Below are 24,301 nucleotides of genomic sequence, written 5' to 3'. Positions count from 1 at the left end.
CAGGTCCGGGCGGGCCACGTCGTGCTGACCGGCCCGGTCGAGCGCACGACGACCAGGTCAGGTCAGGGCGACCTGCGCGTGCACGAGGACGTCGTGCAGGTCCGGGCGGAGCGCCTCCTGCGAGGACGTCCACACCTTCACGATGAGCGCCGCTCCGGGCTTCGCGAACGCGCGCGCCACCGTCGCGGACCACGACCCGTCGCTGCCCTGCCCCGCGATCGACAGGAACTGAGCCGTGCCACCGGTCATCGTCGGCAGGAGCTGTTCCTCGAGCTGCTCGGCCGGCAGGCCCGCCGCGGTGAACATCTGCACCGTGGCCGCCCGGTCGCCCATGGCCGGGTCGAGGTCGGTGATGCGCTGCTGCGTGATCGTGGCGACCGAACCGTCCGCGTTCGTGTACTCCCGCGACCCGGCGGTCGGGTCCTCGCCGGTCTGCTCCCACCCGTCGAGTCCCGAGACCTCGAGGCTGAACGCGGGCAGGGTGCTGGCGGAGAGGCCGGCGCCGTCCTCGAAGGTCAGGTCGGTGGGCGGTGCCGCCTCCGCCGTCGGTGTGCGCGTCGGCGACACCGGTGTCAGTGTCGTCGACGCCGGAGTCGTCGGGGCGGACCGCTCGGCCCGCGGCGAGGTGCCCCCGTTCCCGGCACAGCCGGACAGTGCGACGGCGACGAGCACGGCGGCCGCTGCTGCGGTGGTGATCCTGGACGTGACGGACATGTGGTTCCCCCTTGCCTCCCGCCGTGCGCCCCGTGCACCGGCGGATCCACCACCGAGCCTACGGGTCCCGGGCGGAGACGGCCCGGGACCGTCCTCCCCCCGACGAGGGGGCGCGCCGGGGTCCCGTCAGGCGGTGGTCCCCAGGAGGCGTCCGGTCCACTCCCGCAGGGCACGGACGGATCGCTGCGACAGGACCGCCTCCGGCACCATGCTCGTCGACCCGTGGAACGCTCCCGGCCACACGTGCAACTCCGCCGGTACGCCCGCCGCCCAGAGTGCGCTCGCGTAGGCCACGGTCTCGTCCCGGAACACCTCGGCGCTGCCGCAGTCGACGTACGCCGGCGGCAGCCCGGCGAGGTCGGTCGCGCGGCCGGGGGCGGCGGAGACGGACACGTCGTCGCCACCGCGTCGGTCGCCGAGGTACGCGTCCCAGCCGAACCCGGTCATCTCCCGGTCGGCGACACCCGCGCCGTCGAACTGGTGTGCCGACACGGTGGCGTCCCGGTCGTCGAGCATCGGACTGACGAGCACCTGCCCGATCACGCCCGGCCCCTGCCGGTCACGAGCGAGGATCGCGGTGCCGGCGGCGAGCCCGGCGCCGGCGCTCTGTCCGACGAGGACGATGCGCTCCGCGTCGATGCCGAGGTCGTCGGCGTGCTCGGCGGTCCAGACGAGGCCGGCGTAGCAGTCCTCGACCGGGTAGGGGTCGGGGTGCTCGGTGAGGTGGAACCGGCCGCGTTCGTCCATGGCCGTCAGGAACGGGACGAACTCGGGGTCGAACGGCGGGCGGGGCAGGGCGGTGGTCTCAGGCACGGGTGGTCTCCTCGGTGTGGGTGGTCGAACAGGTCGGGGCGGTCGGGGCGGTCTGGGCGGACGGGGCGGTCTGGGCGGACGGGGCGGTCTGGGCGGACGGGGCGGTCTGGGCGGACGGGGCGGTGCCGTCGTCCGGAGTGTCCACGCCGCCGGCGTCCTCCGGTCGGTCGCCGATCCGTGTCCGGAGCATCCCGACGACGACGAGCAGGGCGGCGACGGAGGCGAGCCCGAGCCCTGCGACGGCGAGGCCGTCCTGGAACGCGCCCGAGTGGACGGCCGTCCACCCGGACGTGGTGATGCTCCCGGTGACGAAGGCGGCGACGACGGTTCCCGCCACGGCGACCGCGGCGCCCCCGGCGAGTTCACTCGAGGTGTCGACGAGCGCGGCACCGACCGAGGTGCGGTCCGCAGGCAGACCGGTGAGCACGGAAGCGCCGGCGACGACGCCGACGACCCGCATACCGGCGGCGACGAGCACGAGCGCGACGAGCACCCACACGTAGCCGTGGCGGCTCAGGGCGCCGAAGACGGCGAGACCCGACACGACCGCGGCTGCGCTCGTCCACGCAGCCCGGCCGAGGCCGACCCGGTGGACGATCGGCCCGACGAACCTGCCGCCGGCCAGCAGGACGACGACCTGCGGCAGGGTCCCCACCGCAGCCAGTGCCGGCGGCCACCCCCAGGCGAACTGCAGCTGCAGCGTCACGAGGTACGACAGCCCGGCCACGGCGAGTCCTGATGCGGCCTTGAACGCGAGACCGCTGGACACCAGCGGTCGGGCGAGCAGGTGCAGGTCGATCAGCGGGTGCGGCGCCGTCCGTTCGCGGACGACGAAGCCCGCCGCTGCCACCGCGGCCAGGGCGAGGGTGGTCCACCCCCACCGGGAGGTGCTCCCCGGGTGGACGAGGAGGGTGGGCGTCACGAGCGCTGCCGTCACGGTGGCGGTGCCCAGCAGCCCGCCGATGACGTCGACCGGGTCGCGCCGGAGGGCTGACGCTTCGTCACGGGCGACCCCGAGTCGGATGCCGACGAGGGCGAGCAGCGCGATCGGCACGTCGGCCAGCAGCAGCACCTGCCACGGGGCGACGGCGAGGACGAACCCGCCCACCGTCGGGCCGACGGCCAGTCCGACGAGCCCCGCGGTCGAGATGACGGTGAGCGCCCGCACGCGGAGCCCCTCGTCGTCGAAGAGCCGGAACGCCAACGCCATCGACCCGGGGGTGGTCATCGCCGCGGCGATGCCCATCACGACGCGCACGGCGATGAGCTGCCCGGTCGTCGTGACCGCTGCGGTGGCGAAGCTCGCCACCGCGAGCAGGACGAGGCCGGACAGCATCACTCGGCGACGGCCGACACGGTCGGCCACGGCGCCGAACAGCAGCATGAGGCCGCCGAACGTCACCGAGTAGGCACCCGACACCCACTGCAAGCCCGTCGTCGTCGACCCCAGGTCGCGGCCGATGCTCGGCAGGGCGACGTTGAGCACGGAGTTGTCGAGCATCTCGAACAGGAACACCGACGAGAGACCCGCCAGGGCCACCCAGGCATCGGAGAGACGAGAGGGGCTGGGCGACACGGGGCACACTCCTTCGCGAGAAGAAGTGGCGACTCGTTCGATGCCGCGTGCTGGTGCGCCGCACAGAGCAGCGCCTTTTACCTCAGTGATCGTGACCCTACACGGACGGAACGTCGGAGCGCCAGCAGGAGATGATCCACGTTGCCGACCGGCGACGAGTGCAGCGCAGAGCGCCGGGTCTGGTGGCGGATGGACGGCGGCGTGCCCTGCGATGGCACTGGCATGGTCCCGTACAGCGGCCGCGACGTGTACCGGCAGGGTGTGCCTGCCCGGTTGCCGATCGCCTATCGTGCTTCGACATGGACGACCACGCTGACGCTGCACAGTTCCTCTCCTCGCGCCGGGCCCGCATCAGCCCGGAGCAGGCCGGCATCCAGGTGTCCGGTGTGCGTCGCGTCCAGGGTCTCCGACGCAGTGAGGTCGCGACCATCGCCGGGGTCAGCCCTGAGTACTACGCCAAACTCGAGCGCGGTGCACTCGCCGGCGTCTCCGCGTCGGTGCTCGACGCCCTGGCTCGTGCGTTGCAGTTGGACGACGCCGAGCGTGCGCACCTGTTCCACCTCGCTCAGGCCGCCGACGGCACCGCCGCCGCCATGCGGCCTCGGCGGCGTCCCGCGAAGCAGTGGAAGCCACGCCCGGCGCTGCAGTGGGTGCTCGACAGCATCACGGCCCCGGCCATCATCCGGAACGGTCGCATGGACTTGCTCGCAGCGAACCACTTGGGTCAGGCCATGCACGCCGCCCTCTATGACGCCTACCCGGGGGAGACGCCGAACTTCGTCCGCTACACCTTCCTGCACGACGACAGCCATGGCTTCTACCCGAACTGGGACGTCGCCGCGGACACCGCCGTCGCGATCCTGCGGACGGAGGCCGGTCGCGACCCGCACGACAAGGCGTTGCAGGACCTCGTCGGGGAGCTCTCCACGCGGAGTGCCGATTTCCGGCAGCGGTGGGGCCGCCAAGACGTACGCCTCCACGGCGCGGGCAGCAAGCTGTTCCACCACACCGTCGTCGGGGACCTCGACCTCGCGTACGAGAGCGTCGACATGCTCTCCGATCCCGGCCTGTCGATGACCATCTACGCAGCCGAACCCGGGTCCCCGACCGCGCACGCCCTCGAGCTGCTCGCGTCGTGGACCGCGGCCTCGGCGACGCGCACCGATTGATCCTTCCCGTCCCCGATCCGTCCTCGGCTCTGTGGGGTCCTCTCTCCGTACACCCCACACCAGGAACTCCCTCTTCTGCGCAGCCACCGCTTGAGTGGAGGACATGGCACCCCGCCCGGTGCCGTGTCCCCGAACAAGGAGCAGTCCCATGCGTGGAGTGGTCATGAACGCGCCCGGCGACGTCACCGTCGAAGAGCGTGAAGACCCGACGATCATCGAGCCCACCGACGCCGTCATCCGGCTGGCAGCGACGTGCATCTGTGGTTCCGACCTGTGGCCGTACCGAGGCGCTGAGCCAGTGGAACACGCGCCGATGGGCCACGAATACGTCGGCGTGGTCGAGGAGATCGGTGCCGACGTCACGACCGTGCAGCCCGGCGACTTCGTCGTCGGGTCGTTCTGGGCCTCCGACAACACGTGCGAGATCTGTCAGGCCGGGTACCAGTCCTTCTGCACGCACCGGGTCCTGATGGGTACGATCGGCACGCAGTCCACGAAGGCACGCATCCCGCTCGCCGACGGCACCCTGGTGAAGACGCCCGGGCTGCCCGACGCTGACCTGATCCCGTCGCTGATGGCTGCGTCGGACGTGCTCGGCACCGGTTGGTTCGCCGCCGTCGCGGCGGGGGCCGGCCCCGGCAAGACCGTCGCGGTCGTCGGCGACGGCGCGGTCGGACTCTGCGCGGTGATCGCGGCGAAGCAGCTGGGCGCTGACCGGATCATCGTCTCCAGCCGCCACGCGCACCGGCAGGCGCTGGCCCGCGACTTCGGCGCCACCGACGTGCTCGAGGAGCGCGGCGACGACTTCATCGCCATGGTGAAGGAACTGACCGACGGACTCGGCGCGCACAGCACGGTCGAAGCCGTCGGCACGCAGGGCGCCATGGACCAGGCCATCGGCGCCACCCGCCCCGGTGGGCACCTCGGCTTCGTCGGCGTCTCCCACGACCTGACCATCACGGGCGACACCTTGTTCATGTGCGGTGTGAGCATCCACGGTGGCCCCGCGCCGGTGCGCCGCTTCCTGCCTGAGCTGATCCAGCTCATCTGGGACCGGGAGATCGATCCGGGCAAGGTCTTCGACCTCACCCTCCCGCTCGACCAGGCCGCCGAGGGCTACAAGGCCATGGACGAGCGTCGCGCCACGAAGGTGCTCCTCGCCCTCTGACCGGCCACCAGCATCCCGAAGGAATCATCATGGAACACAGATCAGTGACGCCCACGGCTCACGGCCCCGGCGCCACCTTCACCGGTGACGTGTGGGTGACCCCCATCACCGGGCCGACCGCTCCCTCCCGACTCTCTGCCGCGCTGGTGCGCTTCACGCCCGGAGCTCGCTCCAACTGGCACTCCCACGACGTCGGACAGACGTTGCACGGCGTCGATGGCAGCGGCTTCGTCGGCACCCGCGACGGGCGAGTGGTCCGGATCCGCGCGGGCGAGACCGTGTGGACCCCGCCTGGGGAAGAACACTGGCACGGTGCTGCCGACGACACCCTGATGGCGCACCTCGCCCTGCTGGACGTGAACGAGGACGGCTCCGACCCCACGCGTTGGCTCGAGCCCGTCACCGACGAGCAGTACCAGGCCGCGCACACGTCCGCAGGTACCACTCGATGAGCAACCAGCCCCGCCAGGTCGGCGGTGGTCGCCGCGCAATCGGCGACATCGCCCCGAAGCTCGCCGCCCTCACCGATGACGTGCTGTTCGACGACGTCTGGAACCGGCCCGGCCTCGCTGCCAGGGACCGCAGCATCGTCACCGTGGCGGCGCTCATCGCCGGCGGCGACGCCGCACAGCGCATCGTCGGCGCGACGAAGGAGCACCACCTCTCCGACGCCGCAGCGGCCGTGCACATCGAGCTCACCGACGACGAGGTGCACGCCCTCGAGCGGCACGACGCCCTGCGCCGACCGAGCTAGTACCGCTGACCCCAGCGGCCCGGCGGGATCGCTCCCACCGGGCCGCCTCTTCCCCCGATCGAGAGGAACGACATGACGAACGACGCGATGACGGCGGCGCCTGCTGGGACTGCCGCACCGGAACGCATGCCATGGCTCAGCCTGTTCCTCCTCACCGCCATGGGGTTCGTGCTCGTCACCATGGAGACGATGCCGGCCGGGCTGCTCTCCGCGATCGCCAGCGGCCTCAGCACCAGCGAGAGCACCATCGGGCTGATGATCAGCGCCTACGCCCTCGGCACGATCGTCGTCACGGTCCCCGCGATCACCCTCACCCGCGGATTCCGCCGGAAGCCCCTGCTCCTCACCGCGATCACCGTACTGGTGCTGGGGAACACCCTCACCGCGCTGTCCGGGGTCGTGGCGCTCTCGCTCGCATCCCGCCTGCTCGCAGGAGCCGCCTCCGGGGTGGTCTGGGGCATGTTCGCCGCGTACGCCCGGAAGATCAGCCCACCGAGCCGTGCTGGCCTCTCGCTCGCCGTCGTGTCCGTGGGTGCGCCGCTCGGGTTCGCCCTCGGAACACCGCTCGGGTCCGCACTCGGCACCGCCTTCGGCTGGCGGTGGTCATTCGGCGGCCTGAGTGCCATCGGCGTGATCGTGCTGGTGCTGATCGTGGTCGTCGTCCCCGACGTCGAGGGACGATCAGCCGCCTCGCGCCTTCCCGTCCGACGCGTCATCAGCAAGCCCGGCGTCGCGGTCGTGCTCGCCGTCATCGCCGCCTGGATGCTCGGCCACAACACCATCTACACGTACATCGAGCCGTACCTGCGCGTCGCGGGGAACGGCATCGGGGTCGACGTGCTGCTGCTGCTCTACGGCATCGCCTCCGTCGTCGGTGTCGCGATCACCGGAGCCGTCATCGACCGCCACCCCCGGACCCTCCTCCACGCGAGCGTCCTCGTCTTCATCGCAGCCGCCGTCACCCTGCTCGCCGTGCACGCATCGGCCCCGGCGGTCGTCGTCGCCGCGGTGCTTTGGGGACTCGGTTTCGGAGGAGCGTCGACGCAACTGCAGACCGCCCTCACCGTCGCCGGCGGTGACGACGCGGACGTCGCCAGCGCGTTCCTGCCCGTCGCCTTCAACGTCGCGATCTTCGCCGCGGGCATCGTCGGCGCCCTGCTCCTGACGGCGTTCGACGGGCTCGTGCTCCCCGCCACGATGACCGTCCTCGGCGTCGTCGCGTTCGTGCTCACGCTCGTCGGCCGACGCACCGCCTTCCCCGCGCGCTGGCCCGCCAGCGACGACGCGTAGGCCGCGCCACAGGGACAGGGGTGCTCCCGCAGGACTGCGGGAGCACCCCTGGACAGGAGTCGGCGGAGTCCCCCGTGGACTCAGCGCTTCAGGTTCGTGAGTTCCTGCAGCACCTCGTCCGAGGTGGTGATGATGCGCGCGTTCGCCTGGAAGCCGCGCTGCGCCACGATGAGGTTCGTGAACTCCTGCGACAGGTCGACGTTCGACATCTCGAGCGTGCCCGCCGCGAGGGAGCCCACGCCCGCGGACCCCGGGACGCCGACGGCCGCCTGGCCGGAGTTCGCCGTCGCGCGGTAGCCCGACGCCCCGGTCTTCTCGAGGCCGGCCGGGTTGGCGAACGTGGCGAGGGCGATCCGTCCGACGGCCAGCGACGAACCGTTCGAGAACGTCCCCATCACGGTGCCGTCCTTCGAGATGGAGTAGCTCTGCAGCGACCCCGCCTCGTGGCCGTTCTGCGACGAGATCGACGCGGTGTTCAGCGCCGCGAAGCCGGTGAGCTGCGTCATGTCGACCGCGATGCCACCGACCTGCAGGGTGGCGCCGCGGGAGATCTTGCCGTCGGTGCCGAAGGCGATCGTCCCGGTGGCCGAGGTGCCCTGCCCGTTCGAGGCCGCGACGGACCAGCCGGTCGCGGTCTTCGTGTAGGCGAGCGAGAGGGTGTGCTTCGTCCCGTACTGGTCGAAGACGGTGGCGTCGCGGTTCAGGGTCTCCCCCACCGCGGTGTCGGACGGCAGGTTGCCGGACACGGTGGCGGCACTCGTCGCGGTGGCGGGCGCGGCGGCCTGCAGCGGCAGGGTGATGTCGGTGAGCTGCCCGCCGTCGTTCACGACGCCGTTGGTGGCGGAGTAGCCCTGCACGATCTTGCCGTCGGCGGTGACGAGGCGACCGTCGGCGTCGAAGTCGAACGCGCCGGCGCGGCTGTAGACGGTGTCGTTGCCGAGGCGGGTGACGAAGAAGCCGTCGCCGGAGATCATCAGGTCGGTCGCCTTGCCGGTGGCCTGCGCCGAGCCCTGGGCGAAGTTGGTCGACACACCGGCGACCTGCACGCCGAGACCGATCTGCGCGGGGTTCGTGCCACCGATGCCGGTCTGCGGGCCACCGGCACCCTGGGTCATCTGGGAGAGGGTGTCCTGGAACACGGTGGTCGAGGTCTTGAACCCGACGGTGTTCACGTTGGCGATGTTGTTGCCGGTGACGTCGAGCATCTGCTGGTGCGAGCGGAGGCCGGAGATGCCGGAGTAGAGCGAGCGGAGCATGGTGCGTCCCTTCGTGGACGAGGAAGCGGAGGAAGAGGGAGGGTCAGGAGCCGGAGGCGGTGGAGATACCGGAGATCACGTCGAGATCGACCTCCTTCCCGTTCACGGTCACGGTCGGCACGCTCTCGGCGTAGGACACCGCGGTCGCGGTCCCGGTGACGGCCTTGCCCGAGGTGGCGTCGGTGTAGCTGACCTGCTTCCCGACGAGGTTCGCGGCGGCCATGCGCATCTGCAACGAGAAGCCCTCGTTGGCCGTCGTGGTCTGGTTGGTGATCTGCTCCATCATCGCGAGCTGCGTCTGCTGGCTGATCATCTGGTTCGTGTCCATCGGCGACGACGGGTCCTGGTTGCGGAGCTGCGTCACGAGGAGCTTCATGAAGACCTCGGAGTCCATCGTCTGCGACCGCGAGGACGCCGCGTCGGCCGCGAGGGCGGCGGCCTGCGTGGCGGTGTCCACGGAGCCGGTGATCCCGTCGAGTGGCATGTCGTGTTCCTTGTCGTGGTGGCCGGTCAGGCGAGGACGTCGAGTCCCGCGGTGCGGACGGTGGTCGAGGCGGAGGGGAGGTCGGAGGCAGCGGTGAGGCGGGCCTCCCGGCCGGCCAGGCGGGGGTCGGTGCGGACCGGGTCCGGACCTGCTCCCCGGCGGCCGTCGCGGGCTCCGGCGTCGGCCGGGTCACCGCCCGGCCGGTTCTGGGCGGACAGGTCGAGGGTCGTGCCGCCCGCGGCCTCGCGGCGCAGGTCGGGCAGGATCTGGCGGACGGCATCACGCCCGGCGTCGGAGGCGGCGAACAGCTCGACGTGCATGCCGTGCCCCGTGACGTGGGCACGGACCGTGACCGGACCGAGCGCGTCGGGCGTCAGCTGCACGGTCACGACGTGCTGACCGGGACCGGCGGCCGCGAGCGAGAACAGCGGTCGCGCGAGCTGCTGGGTGAGGGGCTGGTTCGGCGCTGCGGTGCCGGTGGGGGCGGCGGGTGCGGTTGCGCCGCTGGTCGACGCGGTCGACCCGGTGGTCGCCGGGGCGGCGAGCACGACCGGTGCGTCTGTTCCGGTCACGGCCGGGAGGCCCGTCCCGCCCTGGTCGGGAGCGGCTGCGCCCGCCGCGTGGCCGGGTCGAGCGGCGCCCGTCTGCGCGCCGTCGGCCGCCGCGCCGGCCATGGTCGGAGCGGCCGTGGCCGGGGTCGCCAGCGCCGGAGTGGACAGCGCCGGGGTGGCCAGCGCCGGAGTGGACAGCGCCGGAGTGGACAGGGCGGGAGTGGCCGGTGCCGGGTCTGCCTGAGCGGGAACGGACTGCCCGGTGGCCGACGGTGCCGTGGCGACCGGTGTCGGCGTACCGACCCCGCTGCCCGTCGCGCCCGCTGTCGAGCCGCTCGGGGAACCGGTGGCGGCGGCTGCCGGGACCGCGATGGCCGGGACCGCGCCCGTCGCGACCGCGGCGCCGGCGTCCGGGGATCCCACGGCGGCGATCGGTGCGGAGGGGCCCGAGGGCCGGCCGGTGCCGTCGGCCGTGGCGTCGTCGGCGGCACGAGTGGTCTCGCTGCCGGTCGAGGACCGGTCGGCGGCGGTGGCGGACGGTCCGGACGCGGGAGCGAGTGCCCCCGCCGTGTCGAGGCCGGTCGGAGCGGCAGCGACGGCGGCAGCGACGGCGGCGGACGGACCGCCGGTCGTCACCGCGACGGTCTCCGGGCCGGCCGTGGTCGGCTCGCCGGGGTCTGCGGTGCCCGGGGTCCCACCGTTCGCCGCCGGGACCGGCGCAGCGGATGCGGGACCGGACTGCGTGCCCGACGCCACCGTCCCACTCGTCGGCACGACCGGGAGGGTCCCGCCGAGAGCGACCACACCGGCGTCGACGACCGACGGGTCGCCGGCGGGGGCTGTGGCGTCGGCGCTCGGTCGGGCGGCGGTGTCGGCCGACGACCGGCTCGCGGACGAGGTCCTGCCGTCCCGGGCCACACCGCGTTCGTCGGACCGCCCGGAGGCGAGCTGCGCGGCGGCGGTCGTCAACGCCAGTCCGAAGGTGGCAGCGGCGTCCGGCCTGCTGGTGCTCCGGCCACGGGACGCGTCGGCCCCCGGGGCGACTCCGGACGGCGGAGCGGTCACGGCGTTCATGCGGCGCTCCCGGCGAGGAGCGACTTGAGTGCCGCGGTCTGCAGGTCGGTCGTGCTCGGCGTCCCCGCTGCACCGACCGTCGGGACGGACTTCGCGGCGGCAGCAGCTGCTGCGTCCTGGCCGGAGGGGACGATGCGCCGGATGGTGGCGATGTCGCCGTCCGAGTACCAGTTGTCGACGATCCGGACGTCCTTGCCGGGCCGCGGCGCGTGGAGGACCTTGCCGTCGCCCAGGTAGATGACGATGTGCCCCTCGCCCTTCGGGATGATGAGGTCACCGGGTTGCGCCTGCGCGAGCGACGGCACCGCGACGCCCATGTCGGCCTGGTCCGGCACGACGCGGGGCATGCTCACGCCGAGGTCCTTGAAGACGGTCTGCACGAGACCGGAGCAGTCCATGCCGGCCCGGGTCTCGCCGCCGAACACGTACGGGACGCCGAGGTACTGCTTCGCGGCGGCGACGACGTCGTCCCCGGTCGCGCCGCTGCCGGTCGCGATGGTGCCGTGCCCGGCGTCGACGGAGGTCGCGGGGGCGGCGGACGCGGCGGCCGTGCTCGCCGGAGCGGCGGGCGCCGCCGTGGCGGAGCCGGTGCCGGTACCCGTGGCGGTGGCCAGGGCGTCGGCGAAAGCGGACGAGGACGCGGCGGACGTCGGCACGGTGGTACCGCCCTGCAGCGTCTCGATCCGGCTGCGGATCTCACTGATCCGCGAGAGCACGGCGTCGATGCTCATCGGCTTCCCCCTTCGGTGCGGCGGCGCGCGGCGATCTCGTCGAGCGCGGTCTGTTCGGCACGCAGGTCCTCGGCGGCGACACGGCTGGTGTGCTGCCCCTCGAGCTTCTCCAGCCCGAGGGCGGACCGGCGTGCGGCGTTGTAGGTCTCCTGCGCCCGCTCGGCGTCGGCACGGCGGGACCGGACGACGGCGTCGAGTTCCTCGAGCATCCCCCGGGTCGCGGCACGGGCCGACGCGACGGCGCTGAGCGTCGCTGCGTCGGTCACCGTCTGCGGCTCGTCGTCGAGGGTGCGGCGTGCGGCCATCCGGGCGTCGGCGGCGTCGCGGACCCGTCCGTTCGCGTCGGCGAGGGACGCTGCGGCACGGTCCTGTTCGGCGTGGCGGAGGCGGAGGAGCCCGGCGAGCGGGAACCGGCGCGCCATCAGGACACGCTCCCGGACACGCCGAGCGTGCGGACGAGACCGGCCAGACGCTCCCAGGACCCTGCGGCGGTGACCTGCTCGGCCATGCCCTGCCGCAGGAACCCGTCGATGGCGTCCTGGTGGTCCACGGCGGCGTCCACGAGCGGGTTCGTCCCGCGCTGGTAGGCACCGACGTCGAGCAGGTCCTGGGCGCTGCGCCGCGCTGCCATGACCTTCCGCAGGATGGTCGCGACCGCCCGCTGCTCGGGGGTCGTCACCTTCGAGGCCACGCGCGAGATCGACCCGAGCGCGTCGACGGACGGGAAGTGCCCGGTGACCGCGAGCTTGCGGTCGAGCACGACGTGTCCGTCCAGGATGCTGCGCGCCGCGTCGGCGATCGGCTCGTTGTGGTCGTCGCCGTCCACGAGCACGGTGTACAGCCCGGTGACGCTGCCGACCCGGTCGGTGCCGGCACGCTCGAGCAACCCCGCGAGCACGGAGAAGGTCGACGGCGGGTAGCCCCGGGTGGCCGGGGGTTCCCCGACCGACAGTCCGATCTCGCGCTGGGCCATCGCGACGCGGGTGAGCGAGTCCATCATGAGGACGACGTCCTGGCCGGCGTCGCGGAACGACTCCGCGATCCGGGTGGCGACGAAGGCCGCGCGCAGCCGCATGAGGGCCGGTTCGTCGGACGTCGACACGACGACGATCGACCGCGCGAGCCCCTCCGCGCCGAGGTCGTCCTCGAGGAACTCGCGCACCTCGCGGCCGCGCTCACCGACGAGGGCGATCACGTTGACGGCGGCGTCGCTCCCCCGCGCGATCATCGACAGCAACGAGGACTTGCCGACGCCGGAGCCCGCGAAGAGCCCCATGCGCTGCCCCCGCCCGACCGTCGTGAGTGTGTCGAGCACCCGGACGCCGAGCTGCAGCGGGGTGTCGATCCGGGTGCGCGCCATCGCGTTCGGCGTGTCGTGGTCGAGCGGGACCCACGCGTCGGTGTCCAGCGGTCCCCGGTCGTCGATCGGCCGTCCGAGCCCGTCGAGCACCCGCCCGAACAGGCCGGTCCCGGTCGGGACGAGGACGGGTCGCCCGGTCGACCGCGCCGGGGTGCCCGCGGTGATGCCGGTGAGCCGCCCGAGGGGCATGCAGCGCACGCCGGACGCGTCGGTCGCGACGACCTCGACGGCGGTCTGCTCGCCGCCCTCCGCCCCGACCGTGATGACCTCGCCGACACGGGCGTCGAGCCCGGCGATCGTCAGCCCGAGACCGACCGCGCTCGTCACGGTCCCGACGCGCTGCGGGCGGGCCGCGGCGACGGCCACGTCCAGACCGCGTGGCCGGAGCAGTGTCGCCGTCACCGGAGGACCCCGAGCGCGACGCGGGCGCGGGCGAGCGCTGCGTCGATCCGGGCGTCGAGGACGCCGTCCGGCAGGTCGACCACGGCGTCGCCGTCCCGCAGCGCGAGGTCGGCGACCACCGGGACCGGCAGGGTCACGTCGGCGAGCACGGCCGCGTCGGCCGGGCTCAGCCGCACCGCCGTCGCGACCGGCGCGTCCGCGGCCGCGAGGGCGCGTCGGACGGTCTCCTCGGCCGAGGCGGCGCGTCGGCCGGTCGGACCGCTGCCGTCGCCGTCCGGACGGGAGGCCCGGATCGCGGACCCGACGACGGCCTCGGCGAGGTCGACGGCCGCGGCGGCGACGGACTCCTCGGCGGCCGCCAGCACCGGTGCGACCCGGGCCTGCAGCGCTGCCGCGGCGCGGTCGAGGACGGCGACCCGTTCGGCGACGACGGCGTCGAGGGCCGCGAGGCGCGCCTCGTGCTCGGCGACGAGCCGTGCACGGAGCGCCTCCGTCTCGACCTGGGCGACCCGGAGACCGGCTGCGTAGCCGGCAGCGTGCCCACGGACGTCGGCGCTCGCGGCGCGGCCGGTGACCGCGGCGTCCGTGATGACCGGGAAAGCGACCGGGGCGAAGGCGTCAGTCAACGAGCTCGTCCTCTTCGGCACGGTGCACCGTGATGACGCCCTGGGCCTCGAGCTCGCGGACGGACCGGACCACCTCGGCGCGGGCCTCCTCGACCTGCGACACCCGGACCGGGCCCATCGACTGCACCTCGTCGTCCAGGAGCTCGCGGTTGCGCTCGGACACGTTGGCGCGGATCGTCTCGACGACCGCGACCGGGGCGCCCTTCATGGCGGTGGCGAGGATCTTCGAGTCGATGCCGCGCAGGACCTGCTGGATGTCGCGCGACTCGAGCTTGACGATGTCCTCGAAGGTGAGCATGCGGGAACGGATGTCCTCGGCGAGCTCCGGGTCACGGGCCTCCAGGCCGTCGAGCACGGCCTTCTCGGTCGCGACGTCGGAACGGTTGATGATCTCGACGAGCGGCGCGATGCCGCCGACGACCTCGACGCTCTCGCGGGGCGAGACGACGGCACCGGCACGCGCACGGAGGACGCCGGCGACGATGCCCACCGACTCCGGGGTGGCGGTGCCCATGGTGGCGAACGACTGCGCGACGTCCGTCCGGACCCGCTCGTCCACGCCGGCGAGCACGGCGCTGGCCTGCCCCGGCTTGAGGTGTGCGAGGACCAGGGCGATGGTCTGCGGCAGCTCGCCCTCGAGCAGGGCGATGACCTGCCCGGGCTCGGCGTCGTCGAGGAACTCGAACGACTGACCGGCCAGGTTGGAGGCGAGACGGTCCATCACGCCGGCGGCGCGCTCGGCCCCGAAGGACGCCTCGAGCAGCCCGAGCGCGGTGTCCTTGCCGCCGCGGCGACCGGTGCGCCCGGTGCGGGTCAGGCGGTGGAACTCGCTGAGCGTGCGGTCGACGGTCTCGTCGTCGACGCGACGCATCCGCACGATCTCGGCCGAGATCTCCTCGGCCTCGAGTTCGGAGAACTGCTTCATCACCTCGGCGGCGCGCTCGGTCTCCATCTGCATGAGGATGAGCGCCACCTTCTGCGCGCCCGTCAGCTGCCGGTCGGTGCCGGGCGCGGGGACGACGGCGCTCACACCGACGCCCGGTCGTCGAGCAGCCCGCGGAGGAGCTCGGCCGTGCGCTTCGGGTCCCGCTCGGCGAGGGCGGAGATGTCCTGGCGCCGACGCTCGGCCGTGATCTCGTCGGTGGTGAGCACCTCCGTCGGGGCGTCCTCGACGGGCAGGGCCTGCAGGGCGACGGTCGGCGCGTCCCCGGCGTCCAGACCCGTGCGGTGGTCGGCCGGTTCGACGGCGAGCGGCAGCTGGAACGCGTCCCCGAACGCGTCGAGCTCGCCGATGTCGACCTGCTCACGCTGCTGACGCCGGCTGCGCCGGGCGAGGAACACCATCACCGCGACGAGTGCCAGCACGACGCCGACGACGATGCCCGCCGTGCGGATCGCCGACCAGAGCGCTTCCTGCTCGTCCGCCTTCTGCTGCGCCTCGAGCGCCTTCGCCGCGTCGTCCGCGGCGCTCGTGTCGAAGTCCATCATCGCGACCTCGACCCGGTCACCCCGCGCCGTGTCGATGCCGGCGGCGTTCGCGACCAGGTCGTTGATGCTCTGCAGGTTGACGCCCTGCACCGACGTCGCCCCGGAGTTGAGTGCGACCGAGATCGTCTGGCGGTCCATCGCCCCGGCCGGGATCTGGGTGGTCTCGGTCGTCTTGTCGACCGCGTTGTTCTTCGTCGCCGACTCGTTCTGGTAGCCGCCGTCCGTCCCGGCGCCCGCGGTGCCGTTCGGCACGGCGATGTTGTCCGGACCGAGGACACCGGTGGCGTTCGCGCCGGCACCGGAGCCCGCGCCGTACTCCTCCTTCGTGGAGGACTCGTTGAGCGCGACGGGGCCGGTCGTCGGCGTCGTGTAGGACTCGGTCGTCCGGGTACCGGAGTTGTCGCTCATCGTCGCGGAGACGACGACGCTCGCGTTGCCGGCGCCGAGCGTCGTGTCGAGCAGGTCCTGGATCTTCTTGCTCGTGGCGGCGTCGTAGTCGGCGGCCTGGTCGGTGCCCGAGCCGGTCGCGCCGGTGCCGACCGCGGACAGGGTCTGCCCCTTCTGGTCGACCACGGACACGTCGGTCGGCTGCATGCCCTCGACGGCGGCGCTCGTCAGGTGCACGATCGCCTGGACCTGGTCCGAGCCGAGCTCGGCGCCGTTCTTCGTCGCGATGAACACCGACGCGGTCGGGTCCTTCTCCTCGTCGACGAACACGGACTTCTCCGGGATGGCGAGTTGGACGCTCGCGGTCTGCACGCCGTCCATCGCGGAGATGGTCTTGGCGAGCTCACCCTCGATCGCCCGCTTGTAGGTGACGTCCTGCTGGAACTCGGAGCTCGTCACGCCCATCGTGTCGAGCAGCGAGTAGCCGCCCTCGTTCGAGGACGGCAGGCCGTTCGACGCGGCCGCGAGTCGCTCGCCGTACACCTTGTCCTGCGGCACGAGGATCGTCGCCCCGCCGTCGGTGAGCTGGTACGGGACGCCGTCGGTGGTGAGCTGGTCGGTGATCGAGCTCGCGTCGGCGGCGGCCAGCCCGGTGAAGAGCGGCGCGTAGGACGGCTTGCCGAGCCAGGACGCCAAGGCGATGCCCCCGAGCACGAGGGCGGCGATGCCGATGACGGCGATGGTCCGCTGCGCGGCGGTGAACCCCTTGACGTACGCGCCGAGCCGGCCGAGCACGCCCTGCATCCCCGCGGGCATCAGGCCTGCATCCGCATGATCTCGTTGAACGCGTCGACACCCTTGTTGCGGACGGCGGCGACGAGTTCGAGGGTGACCTGCGCGCGGGTGGACGCGATGGTGGCGTCGTGGATGTCGTCGAGGTTGCCGGTGACCGCCTTGAGCGCGAGCGTCTTCGAGTCGCTCTGCAGCTGCTGCAGGCCGTCGACGGCGGACCCGAGGCTCGCGGCGAACCCGTCGCCGCCGTCGCTCGTGGTGCCGGACACGCTGGTCGCGGCGCTCGTCATCGCGTTGGTGGTCACACCGTTCACGGCGTCGATGGGCATCAGTTCTTCCCGATCTGCAGTGCCGCCTCGTAGGCGGTCTTGGCACGGTCGACCACGGCGGCGTTCGCCTGGTAGCCGCGCTGGGCCATGATGAGGTCCGCCATCTGCGTCCCGAGGTCGATGTCCGGCATGCGGACGTACCCCTCGGCGTCCGCGAGCGGGTTGTCCGGCTCGTAGGTCACGCGGCCGGCGGCGCTGCCGAACGCAGCGCCCTTCACGTACGCGCCGGACACGCCGTTGCCCTCCTGGACCTCGACGTACCGGGCCTGGAACGCGGAGTCGTCCATCGACCGGACGGTGTTGACGTTCGCGATGTTGTCGGAGATCGCGTCGAGCCACTTCCGGTGCACGGTCATGCCGGTGCTCGCGATGCCGATCGCGTCGAAGGTCGTCACGAGTTGGTCCGCATCGCCGTGCGGAGGCTCGTGGCCTCACCGCCGACCGCCTGCGTGGCGAACTGGTAGCGGAGCACGGTGTCGACGTTCGAGAGCGTCTCCTCGTCGAGGTTGACGTTGTTCCCGTTCGTGTTGGTCGGCTCGAGGCTCCGCGCGACGGACGGCGCGGTGTGGCCGTCCCCGTCGACGATGCTCTTCGCGAGCGCGTCCTCGAACCGGACCTTCTGCGCCCGGTAGCCGGTCGTGTTGATGTTCGCGATGTTGTCGGCGATCACACGCTGACGCATCGAGAGACCGTCGAGCGCGCTCTGCAGCGCAGCCGACGTCACGGAGTCGAACACGGAGGGGTCCCCTCGTCGGGCGTCGTCACCGAGGACGTCGCCGAAGCGGTGGTGGCCGATCCGTGGCCTGTCGTCGAGCGATCCGTGCTCGGGATGGCCTATCGGCGGGTCAGTCGAGCCGTGTAAGCCGTCGCCCCGAACGGGGGGCCGACGGGTGCGTCAGGCGCTGGCGTCGAGGTACACGGAGCCGGACGGCAGCCGCGTGGCGTCGACGGCGCGCAGTGCGCCGAGGTGGTCGAGGGCGGTGCGGCGGGCGTCCTCGACGGCGACGATGCGGTCGCGCTGCGCGGCGAGCAGCCGGGAGGCGCGGCCCACCAGGTCGCGCGGGACCGGTCCCAGCCCGGTCGGTTCGGTCCACGGCTCGTCGGCGGTCGCGCCACCGTCGAGCGTCGCCTCGAGGGCGTCGAGCACCGCTTCCCAGCGGGCGCGCGAGACGTCGTCCGCGTCGGACGGACCCGCGGTGTCGGCCTCCGACTCAGGCGACACCGAGGGCCCCGCCGGCGGTCTGCTGCGGTGCGGCCGGGGTCGCCGGCAGCGAGGCGGCCGCGTCGTGCCAGGCCTGGCGGAGCGGCTCGAGGATCCGGATGCAGTCACGCGTGGCCTGCACGTCCCGGTGCACGTTCGCGGTGATGAGGGACGTCGACGCGTAGTTGTACACCGCGAGCAGTCCCTCGCCGCCGTCCCACACGTCGACCTTCAGCGTGGAGGACAACTCCCCCACGATCGCCTGCGCGTGCATGAGCTGGTCGCGGGCGGCGTCCCAGTCGGATGCCACCTGCGCGGTCTCGGCGCGGTGCAGGTCGAGCAGCAGCCGGTCGTACAGCATCGTGACGAGCTGCGCGGGGGTGGCCGACAGGACGGCCTCGTTCAGGTACTGGGCACGACGTTGCTCGGTGACCGAGCGCGGCGTGGCCGCCTGACGGAAGGCGGCCGCGCCGCTGAGGTCGTGGGCGTTCATGACGGTTCTCCTGCGTCTCAGCTCGAGCTCATCGACGAGATCTGGCTGGCGAGCCAGCTCGACTGCGACTGCAGTCTGCTCAGGCTCGTCTCGAGCGCTGCGTACTGCGTCTGCAGCGTCGCCCGGCGCATGGTCAGTCGGTCGGTCCAGGAGTCGATCTGCGTGGTGAGGTCCTTGACCACGGACTGCTTGCCCGTTATCGCGGAGGTGATGGAGCCGGTGTACTTGTCGCTCGCCGCGGTGGCCGCGTCTGAGACCGTCTTCGCGACGCCGGAGAGCATGGCCTGCGTCCCGGCCGGGTCGGCGACGAGGGCCTTCTGGAAGGCGTCGGCGTCGAACTCGAAGTCGCCGTCCTTCGTGATGACGATGCCGATCGTCGACGGGGACTTCCCGTTCACCGGGGTCGACATCGCGCTGGTCAGGCGCTGCAGGGCGGACCGCGTGGTGCCGTCGCCGAGCAGGACGCCTGCGGTGGTGCTGGTCGTCCCGCTCGTGGGGCTGGTGGTGCTCGTGACACCGGTGTTCGACGCGTAGTAGGACGTCACCGCGTTCAACGCGTCAACGAGCCCCGACGCGACGGACTGCGCCTTCGCGGTGTCCTGGGCCACCGTGATCGTGACCGGGTCGGCCGATGCCTTCGAGACGGTGACGCTCACACCCGGCAGCAGGTCGGTGAAGGCGTTCGTGGCACTCGTCACGGTCTGCGCGGCGGCGGTACCGGCCCACAGGGTCACGGCCGCGTCGGATGCCCGGGTGACCACCGCGGCGCCGTTCTCGGCGAGCACGTCGGTGGCGGTCCCGGCCGAGACGTCCGCAGCCGTCCCCCGGTGCACGGTGAAGCCGTTCGCCGCCCCGGTGGCGGTGCTCGTCAGCTGCAGTCGGTAGAGCTTCGTGCCGGTCGCGTCGGTGCCGGCGGCGACCTTCGTCGCGGTGACCCCCGCGGCCGAGCCGTTGATCGCCGTCACGGTGTCGTCGAGGGAGCCGGTCTTCGGCGTGACCGTCGTGGTCGTGCCGTCCGGCTTCGTGAACGTCAGCGGTGACGCGGTGTCCCCCCAGGACGACATCGCGGCGGTGACGCCCACCTGTGCGGCGGCGACCTGTCCCACGGTGAACGAGACGGAGCCAGGTGAGGCGGCCGCACTCGTGGACACGGTGGCGGTCGTGGCGCTGGACGTCGCCGTGTACAGGTCGAGCGAGCCGACCTTCGCGGCGGCCGAGGCCTTCGTCGCGAGGGACTGCACGAGCGAGTTGATGGTCTGCAGTGACGAGATGAACGAGTTGGTCGTCGTGACCTTCGCCTTGAGCAGGGTCTGCGGGACCTGCTCGATCGACATGAGCGAGTTTATGAGGTCCGAGGTCTTCAGACCGGAGACCAGACCGTCGATGGCGAGCGAGGTGCTCGTCGCGGACGTGGTGGACATCGCTGGCTCCCCGGCGGTCGTCGGATCGAGGTGGTGGCGGACCGACCGCGGTCAGTCCGAGGGGGTGGGCGCCACCACCGAGGAGCACCCGAACGGCTCCTCGGTGGTGACGACCGGTGCGACTAGCGGAGCAGCGACAGGACGCCCTGCGTGCTCTGGTTCGCCTGCGCGAGCATCGACGTGCCGGCCTGGCTGAGGATGTTGTCGCGCGTGTACTTCACCATCTCCTGCGCCATGTCGACGTCCGTGATGCGGGAGCCGGCCGCGGTGAGGTTCTCCTTGGCCACGTTCGTCACGTTGATGGCGTGGTCGAGGCGGTTCTGGACCGCACCGATGTTCGAACGTGCCGTGGAGACGTACTTGATCTCCGCGTCGATCTTCCCGATGGCGTCCTGGGCATTCACGGCCGAGTCGAACTGCAGTGCGCCCACGTTCGTGGCGACGTTCCCGACGTTGGCGTCCTTGAGGTCGATCGAAATCTGGCTCGAGGCGTTGCCGTCGGCACCCACCTGGAAGGTCAGCGTGCCGGAGCCCGTGCCGTCCGTGCTCGCGGTCCCCTCGAGCAGCTTGATGCCGTTGAAGTTGGTGGACTGCGAGATGCGGGTGAGTTCGTCCTTCAGCTGGCCGACCTCCGTGGAGATGGCAGTGCGGGACTCTGCGTTGTTCGAGTCGTTGCCGGCCTGGACGGCCAGGTCGCGCATGCGCTGGAGGATCGAGTGGGTCTCGGTGAGGCCACCTTCAGCGGTCTGCACGACGGAGATGCCGTCCTGCGCGTTGCGGGCGGCGACCGTGAGGCCACCGACCTGCGACTTCAGGCCCTCGGAGATCGACAGACCGGCAGCGTCGTCGGCAGCACGGTTGATGCGGAGGCCGCTCGAGAGCTTCTCGAGGGACTTCGACAGGTCGTTCTGCGTCGCGTTGAGGTTCCGGTACGTGTTGAGTGCCGAGAGGTTGGTGTTGATGGACATACCCATGGTGTGTTCCTCCGTGAAACTGGGCCGATCGTCAGCCCGTCCGTGGGCTGACATGTGCTCCTCTCGACCGATCGGCCGGAGGCGTTAGGCGATCCGTCGGACGATTTCCCGCCCGGCGGACCGCCGGACGGTCAACTGGCCGCGACCCGGCCGAGCGGGGCGGCGTCGTGCACCGCGCGGGCGACCCCGGCGGCGGCGTTCGTGGCGACGCGGGCGAGGTACGCGCTCCGGCGGGCGGCCGTGGTGCGCGAGGCGGGCTCGGGCGTGACTCCGTCGTCGCCGTAGTGCGCGGCGAGTCCGTCGCGGAGCAGCCGCATCGCCTCGGACCGCTGCTGGGAGACGGCGGAGTGCGTGATGCCGAGCTCGGTGGCGACGTCCGTGACGGTGCGGTCGCCGAAGTAGACGGCCTCGACGATGAGGCGCATGCGGTCGGGCAGCGCCAGGACGGCGGCGCGCAGGTACCGGCGCTTCTCGGCCTCGAGCAGGTCCTCACCCGGCAGCGGGAGGTCGGCGGCGACCGTGTCGTGCACCGTCTCGTCGATCGGGGTGATCGTCCGCGCCGCGTCGGTGAGCGCGTCGACCGCGGTCTGCCGGTCGACGCCCATCGCGTCGGCGATCTCCTGCGGCGTGACGCTCCGACCGAGACCGGCGGAGAGGGCCTCCTGCGTCGCGAGCGTCTCGCGGATGCGCTTGCGGGTGCCACGGCTGGCCCAGTCGCCGGCGCGGAGGTCGTCGGCGATCGCGCCGGTGATGCGGGTCCGGGCGTAGGCGCCGAAGGGGACGCCGAGGGTCGGGTCGAACGCGTCGGCCGCCTGCACGAGGGCGACGGAGCCGACCTGTGCGAGGTCGTCGCGGCTGAGGTGGGTGGCGCGTGCGCAGGTCTCGGCGACGATGTAGCCGACGAGCGGCAGGTGCTCGACGATCATCGCGTTGCGTGCGTTCCGGTCCATGGTGTTCCCCTGGTCGTCCTGGTTCGGCTGACCCGTCCGTGGGCATGACGACCACCGGCGTCGGGACCGCCGGAGTACGTCGAAGAACCGCGCGGATCCGTCCTCGCGGTGCACCCGCGCCCTGGGCGCGACCTGGGGGTTGTCCCCCGGTGCTGCTTCCGAACCTATCGGCTGTGCAGGGGCTGAACGAGTGCCTGTCCGTACCCAGTGCGGGGGTGGGCGCCGCACACGCCGGTCCGCCCTTCTGCGGACACGGTCCGCCCGTGTCCCCCGATCGGCGGACCGGGCGCGCGCTGCTTACGCCGGGACCGACGGCGTCGATAACCCCTGGAGACCGCACCCGGCGGTCGATCCGATCCCGGAGGGGGCTGATGAGCGTGAACGACCTGTCCGCCGTCCTGTGGCGTGAACGCGAACTGCTCGAGCTGCTCACGTTCAAGCTCGAGGAGGAACAGCTCATCCTCGCCGCCGGGCGCTCCCGCTGGGTGTCGCACGCCAGCCGCGAGGTCGAGCAGGTCCTCGACCGCCTGCGCAGCACCGGTCTCGAACGCAGCGCCCAGAGCGCCGCCGTCGCCGAGGAGTGGGGCGTGTCCTCGGACGCACCGTTGCGCGAGGTCGTCGCCGCCGCGCCGTCCGGACCCTGGAGCGAGATCCTCGCCTCCCACCTCGCCGCCATGCTCGAACTGACCACGCGCATCGGCGCTCTGCGCGACGAGAACGACCGCTTCCTCCGCGTCGCCGCCCAGGCGACGCAGGAGACGCTCGCGGGCACGGTCGCCGACGCGGACACGTACGACGCGACCGGCTCCTCGGGCGCGAACCCGGACGGCGCCCGCCTGTTCGACGGGAACCTCTGACCATGGTGAGCACCTTCGGATCGCTCCAGACCGCCTACTCCGGGCTCGCCGCTGCCCGTGCCGGACTCGACGTCACCGGGCAGAACATCGCCAACGCCGGGACGACCGGCTACACCCGGCAGCGCCTCGTGCAGACCGAGGTCGGCGCACCGGCACAGACCGGCTTCCTCCGCGGCACCGCGGCCCTCGCTGGCCAGGGCGTGTCGGTCGACGCCATCGCCCGCCTGGCGACCGCCACCCTCGACACCCGCGTCCGGCTCTCCGCCGGCGCCGCCGCCTCCGCCGACACCCGCGCGACCGCCCTCGACCAGCTCGAGACCGGGCTGCACGAGCCGGGCACCGACGGGCTCTCCGCGAAGCTCGACGGGCTCTGGTCCGCCTGGAGCGACCTCGCGACCCACATCGACGACCCGGGTGCCGCGAGCGCGCTGCTCGGCGCCGCGAAGACCGTCGCCACGGCCCTCTCCGCCGGGTCGAAGAGCGTCGACGCGCAGTGGACCGCGACCCGGTCCACCGTCGCCACGCAGGTCACCCGGCTCAACGACGCCGCCGTGCAGGTCGCCGACCTCAACGGGCAGATCCGGTCGACGGTGGCGTCGGGCGGGAACGCGAACGAACTCCTCGACCGACGCGACCAGCTCACCGAGTCGATCGCGACGCTGACCGGAGCCACCGTCCGCGACAACGGCGACGGCACGGTCGACGTCGTCATCGGCGGGAACGCGCTGGTGCAGGGCACCTCCGCCCGCGCCGTCGCCCTCGCCGGTGCCGGCTCGTTGGCCGACACCCGCAGCGGTTCCGGCGCACCGGCCCTGTCCTGGGTCGGCGGCTCCGCGGGTCCGGTCGCCCTCGACGGCGGGTCGATCGCGGGTGGGCTGTCCCTGCTCGCGCCCGCGAACGGCGCACGGACGGGTGGTGCCCTCGCCGAGGCCGCCGCCGCGTACGACGCCGTCGCCACGGACCTCGCGACGTCGGTGAACGCCCTGCACGCCACCGGCACCACGCCGTCCGGGGCCACCGGCAGCCCGTTCTTCGCCCTCGCCGCCGGTGTCCCCGCGGCCCAGGGGCTGTCCGTCGTCCCGACGGACGCGAGTGGACTCGCCACCCGGAGCGCCACCGGGCAGTTCGACGCCTCGGTGCTGACGGCCATCGCGGCGGTCGGCAACCGTGCCGGAGGTCCCGACGCGACCTGGGCGACCTTCGTGACGGGCGTGGGCAGCGCCTCCCGGACGGCGACGTCGGAAGCGACGCTCACCGGGCTCGCCCTCACCAACGCGCGCACCCAGCAGCAGTCGAGCGCCGGCGTCGACATGGACGAGGAGAACGTGTCCCTGCTCGCCTACCAGCACGCCTACCAGGGCGCGGCACGCGTCCTGACCGCCGTCGACGAGATGCTCGACACCATCATCAACCGCCTCGGCCTCGTCGGGAGGAGCTGACC

27 protein-coding genes are annotated in these 24,301 nt (G+C 72.5%); 7 read left to right on the top strand and 20 right to left on the bottom strand.

The genetic code is table 11. The features are described 5' to 3' along the window. Window positions 1-57: 57 nt before the first annotated feature. The 3 genes from DEJ34_RS07495 to DEJ34_RS07485 all read right to left on the bottom strand — a co-directional run bounded on the left by DEJ34_RS07495 (window position 58) and on the right by DEJ34_RS07485 (window position 3,103). Window positions 58-714, bottom strand: coding sequence for a hypothetical protein (locus tag DEJ34_RS07495; protein WP_110911273.1), 657 nt, complete (start codon window positions 712-714; stop codon window positions 58-60). Between the two features lie 126 nt (window positions 715-840). Further along, window positions 841-1,527 (bottom strand): alpha/beta hydrolase fold domain-containing protein, encoded by a 687-nt coding sequence (locus DEJ34_RS07490; protein ID WP_110911272.1) that lies wholly within the window; start codon window positions 1,525-1,527, stop codon window positions 841-843. After that, window positions 1,520-3,103 carry an MFS transporter gene (locus tag DEJ34_RS07485; RefSeq protein WP_258368312.1) on the bottom strand — a complete coding sequence of 528 codons (1,584 nt, stop codon included), beginning with the start codon at window positions 3,101-3,103 and terminating at the stop codon, window positions 1,520-1,522. Before DEJ34_RS07485 ends, DEJ34_RS07490 begins: the two co-directional genes overlap by 8 nt. Window positions 3,104-3,402: 299 nt before the next feature. Here DEJ34_RS07485 and DEJ34_RS07480 point away from each other — a divergent pair, with 299 nt between their 5' ends. The 5 genes from DEJ34_RS07480 (at window position 3,403) to DEJ34_RS07460 (ending at window position 7,484) form a co-directional block, all read left to right on the top strand. Then, on the top strand, window positions 3,403-4,272 hold the full coding sequence (locus DEJ34_RS07480; protein ID WP_110911271.1) for a helix-turn-helix transcriptional regulator: 870 nt from the start codon (window positions 3,403-3,405) through the stop codon (window positions 4,270-4,272). Window positions 4,273-4,420: 148 nt separating this feature from the next. Next, on the top strand, window positions 4,421-5,440 hold the full coding sequence (locus tag DEJ34_RS07475; protein WP_110911270.1) for a zinc-dependent alcohol dehydrogenase family protein: 1,020 nt from the start codon (window positions 4,421-4,423) through the stop codon (window positions 5,438-5,440). Between the two features lie 29 nt (window positions 5,441-5,469). Next, window positions 5,470-5,892 (top strand): (R)-mandelonitrile lyase, encoded by a 423-nt coding sequence (locus DEJ34_RS07470; protein ID WP_110911269.1) that lies wholly within the window; start codon window positions 5,470-5,472, stop codon window positions 5,890-5,892. Then, window positions 5,889-6,194: a carboxymuconolactone decarboxylase family protein gene (locus DEJ34_RS07465; RefSeq protein WP_110911268.1), complete on the top strand. Its 306-nt coding sequence runs from the start codon at window positions 5,889-5,891 to the stop codon at window positions 6,192-6,194. The genes DEJ34_RS07470 and DEJ34_RS07465 overlap by 4 nt, the downstream gene beginning before the upstream one ends. A 72-nt stretch (window positions 6,195-6,266) precedes the next feature. Further along, entirely contained in the window at window positions 6,267-7,484 is a 1,218-nt protein-coding gene (locus tag DEJ34_RS07460; protein ID WP_110911267.1) for an MFS transporter, read from the top strand. Between the two features lie 80 nt (window positions 7,485-7,564). Here DEJ34_RS07460 and DEJ34_RS07455 read toward each other — a convergent pair whose 3' ends face one another. The 17 genes from DEJ34_RS07455 to DEJ34_RS07375 form a co-directional block, all read right to left on the bottom strand. Further along, window positions 7,565-8,740 carry a flagellar hook protein FlgE gene (locus tag DEJ34_RS07455; RefSeq protein WP_110825495.1) on the bottom strand — a complete coding sequence of 392 codons (1,176 nt, stop codon included), beginning with the start codon at window positions 8,738-8,740 and terminating at the stop codon, window positions 7,565-7,567. Window positions 8,741-8,783: 43 nt separating this feature from the next. After that, the gene (locus DEJ34_RS07450; protein WP_110825494.1) at window positions 8,784-9,224 is read right to left on the bottom strand and encodes a flagellar hook assembly protein FlgD; all 441 of its coding nucleotides are present in this window, start codon (window positions 9,222-9,224) and stop codon (window positions 8,784-8,786) included. Between the two features lie 26 nt (window positions 9,225-9,250). Further along, window positions 9,251-10,849: a flagellar hook-length control protein FliK gene (locus tag DEJ34_RS07445; RefSeq protein WP_110911266.1), complete on the bottom strand. Its 1,599-nt coding sequence runs from the start codon at window positions 10,847-10,849 to the stop codon at window positions 9,251-9,253. Further along, entirely contained in the window at window positions 10,846-11,580 is a 735-nt protein-coding gene (locus DEJ34_RS07440) for a C40 family peptidase (RefSeq protein WP_110911265.1), read from the bottom strand. The genes DEJ34_RS07445 and DEJ34_RS07440 overlap by 4 nt, the downstream gene beginning before the upstream one ends. Beyond that, window positions 11,577-12,002, bottom strand: coding sequence for a flagellar FliJ family protein (locus DEJ34_RS07435; RefSeq protein WP_110825491.1), 426 nt, complete (start codon window positions 12,000-12,002; stop codon window positions 11,577-11,579). The genes DEJ34_RS07440 and DEJ34_RS07435 overlap by 4 nt, the downstream gene beginning before the upstream one ends. Continuing rightward, complete coding sequence (locus DEJ34_RS07430) at window positions 12,002-13,342, bottom strand: FliI/YscN family ATPase (protein WP_110911264.1); 1,341 nt, start codon at window positions 13,340-13,342, stop codon at window positions 12,002-12,004. The genes DEJ34_RS07435 and DEJ34_RS07430 overlap by 1 nt, the downstream gene beginning before the upstream one ends. Then, window positions 13,339-13,968 (bottom strand): hypothetical protein, encoded by a 630-nt coding sequence (locus DEJ34_RS07425; protein ID WP_110911263.1) that lies wholly within the window; start codon window positions 13,966-13,968, stop codon window positions 13,339-13,341. Before DEJ34_RS07425 ends, DEJ34_RS07430 begins: the two co-directional genes overlap by 4 nt. After that, window positions 13,961-14,926, bottom strand: a complete 966-nt coding sequence (gene fliG, locus DEJ34_RS07420) for a flagellar motor switch protein FliG (RefSeq protein WP_502864377.1) — start codon at window positions 14,924-14,926, stop codon at window positions 13,961-13,963. Before fliG ends, DEJ34_RS07425 begins: the two co-directional genes overlap by 8 nt. Before the next feature lie 68 nt (window positions 14,927-14,994). Further along, entirely contained in the window at window positions 14,995-16,659 is a 1,665-nt protein-coding gene (fliF, locus tag DEJ34_RS07415; RefSeq protein ID WP_110900063.1) for a flagellar basal-body MS-ring/collar protein FliF, read from the bottom strand. After that, a complete protein-coding gene (fliE, locus tag DEJ34_RS07410) occupies window positions 16,659-16,964 on the bottom strand; it encodes a flagellar hook-basal body complex protein FliE (protein WP_110911262.1) in 306 nt (101 codons plus the stop codon). Before fliE ends, fliF begins: the two co-directional genes overlap by 1 nt. Next, a complete protein-coding gene (locus DEJ34_RS07405; RefSeq protein WP_258365955.1) occupies window positions 16,964-17,359 on the bottom strand; it encodes a flagellar basal body rod protein FlgC in 396 nt (131 codons plus the stop codon). The genes fliE and DEJ34_RS07405 overlap by 1 nt, the downstream gene beginning before the upstream one ends. Beyond that, window positions 17,356-17,700 carry a flagellar basal body rod protein FlgB gene (locus DEJ34_RS07400; RefSeq protein ID WP_110825485.1) on the bottom strand — a complete coding sequence of 115 codons (345 nt, stop codon included), beginning with the start codon at window positions 17,698-17,700 and terminating at the stop codon, window positions 17,356-17,358. The genes DEJ34_RS07405 and DEJ34_RS07400 overlap by 4 nt, the downstream gene beginning before the upstream one ends. 159 nt (window positions 17,701-17,859) lie before the next feature. Further along, entirely contained in the window at window positions 17,860-18,186 is a 327-nt protein-coding gene (locus DEJ34_RS07395; protein WP_181422240.1) for a hypothetical protein, read from the bottom strand. Then, window positions 18,176-18,658 carry a flagellar export chaperone FliS gene (gene fliS, locus DEJ34_RS07390; RefSeq protein ID WP_110911260.1) on the bottom strand — a complete coding sequence of 161 codons (483 nt, stop codon included), beginning with the start codon at window positions 18,656-18,658 and terminating at the stop codon, window positions 18,176-18,178. Before fliS ends, DEJ34_RS07395 begins: the two co-directional genes overlap by 11 nt. A gap of 17 nt (window positions 18,659-18,675) precedes the next feature. Then, window positions 18,676-20,079, bottom strand: coding sequence for a flagellar filament capping protein FliD (gene fliD, locus DEJ34_RS07385; RefSeq protein WP_110911259.1), 1,404 nt, complete (start codon window positions 20,077-20,079; stop codon window positions 18,676-18,678). A gap of 122 nt (window positions 20,080-20,201) precedes the next feature. Beyond that, the gene (locus DEJ34_RS07380) at window positions 20,202-21,053 is read right to left on the bottom strand and encodes a flagellin N-terminal helical domain-containing protein (protein WP_284180717.1); all 852 of its coding nucleotides are present in this window, start codon (window positions 21,051-21,053) and stop codon (window positions 20,202-20,204) included. A gap of 131 nt (window positions 21,054-21,184) precedes the next feature. Then, on the bottom strand, window positions 21,185-22,003 hold the full coding sequence (locus tag DEJ34_RS07375; protein ID WP_110825534.1) for a sigma-70 family RNA polymerase sigma factor: 819 nt from the start codon (window positions 22,001-22,003) through the stop codon (window positions 21,185-21,187). A gap of 371 nt (window positions 22,004-22,374) precedes the next feature. Between DEJ34_RS07375 and DEJ34_RS07370 the strand changes: the two genes are divergently transcribed. Both DEJ34_RS07370 and flgK read left to right on the top strand, forming a co-directional pair. Then, complete coding sequence (locus DEJ34_RS07370; RefSeq protein WP_110889737.1) at window positions 22,375-22,860, top strand: flagellar protein FlgN; 486 nt, start codon at window positions 22,375-22,377, stop codon at window positions 22,858-22,860. 2 nt (window positions 22,861-22,862) lie between these two features. After that, window positions 22,863-24,299: a flagellar hook-associated protein FlgK gene (gene flgK / locus DEJ34_RS07365; RefSeq protein ID WP_181422239.1), complete on the top strand. Its 1,437-nt coding sequence runs from the start codon at window positions 22,863-22,865 to the stop codon at window positions 24,297-24,299. Window positions 24,300-24,301: the final 2 nt, after the last annotated feature.

It is taken from the genome of Curtobacterium sp. MCPF17_050 (assembly GCF_003224435.2).
In the GTDB taxonomy this organism is placed as follows: Bacteria; Actinomycetota; Actinomycetes; order Actinomycetales; family Microbacteriaceae; genus Curtobacterium.
Note: the sequence above shows the minus strand (reverse complement) of the source record. Positions and strands in the feature narration are given on the sequence as shown.